Annotated in this window: 1 protein-coding gene; it reads right to left on the minus strand. The window is 50.1% G+C overall.

Annotation, left to right across the window (positions count from 1 at the left end):
* Positions 1-1,037 precede the first annotated feature (1,037 nt).
* Positions 1,038-1,144, minus strand: a 107-nt coding sequence (locus Q0257_RS13045) for a MoaD/ThiS family protein (protein ID WP_366517491.1), incomplete at its 5' end; no start/stop codon positions are given.

A 1,144-nucleotide genomic window follows, 5' to 3' on the forward strand; every position in this document is an offset into this window, starting at 1 on the left:
TAACCTCGCGCTTCAGCCCCTCAAGATCGCTCGCGCCCGTTTCGTAAGCTTTGCCGTTTAATTTTATCTGCATTTTGATCCTAAATTTTATCTTTTTGCGCGCCCAAGCCTCGCCGCGCGAGCTTCGACCCTGTGCCTTTTTTGCGTCACGCAAAGCCGAAAATTTTAACGATTCTACGAGCTGTAGCGCGCAATTGCTCGCTTCGCACCATGGCGATTTATACTTAAGACAAATTTGCGCGGTCTTGATGACCGAAGCTCAGCCCGCCGCCATGATTGAGCTCAATTAGCCAACGCACCCGCACTTGAGCTTTAACGCAAGTGCGCTTTGTCTTGCGACTAGCGAAACGCTACGATCAATCGCGCGTAAACCCGAAGCAAGCCCAATCTGACGCCGTATCGTGCGCTTTGTTTTGACCGGCCTTAAGCTTTTTAAATTTATCGCGCCGCCCAAATTTAATCGGCGCAAGCCGCTTTTTTTACCGTGCGCCGCGCAACAAAGTCGCATTCCCGCTCCTTTTTACGTCGCAGTATCGTAACGCGGCATATCGATATATCTCCGAATCAATCCGTTAATTTTACGCACTGCGGCGTGCCGCCGAACGCGAAATTTTATGTTTAATACAAATAGATCACGCGGCACATACCGTGTTTATGAGCTAATTTAGCGCGCTCGCTGGCAAAATTTGCGCGTCGGGTGCCGTTACTGAGCGCGACGCAGCGAAATTTTAAACCGTACGCTCAAACTTTACAATACCGATACGAAATTTTAAAACTCCTGCGCCCAGCCGCCGCGGCCTAGCTCACTTTTAAAAATTTAAAGCTCGCCGCAGGCACCAGGCTACCGCGGCTTTCTCATAAATCTAAAAACCCAAACGCGCTATGTCTTCGCGCCGCCGTACCGCTTAAAATTTTAACGACGCACGCGCAAATTTTAAGCCCCGGCCGCTGTGTCGCCGTACCGCTTAAAATTTAGCGATCTCTGCGCGGATTTAAACCTCGGCTGCGTAATTTTTAACATAATTCAAAGTCCGATCTCAGCCGCCGCCTACGAACTCGACGATCTCATATTTTTTGCCGCTTGAGATCTGCGTGCGCTCCCACGCCTCTTTTTTTAAAATTTCGCCGTCGCGCTCGAGCGCTA

It is taken from the genome of uncultured Campylobacter sp., from assembly GCF_938018035.1.
Classification (GTDB): domain Bacteria; phylum Campylobacterota; class Campylobacteria; order Campylobacterales; family Campylobacteraceae; genus Campylobacter_B.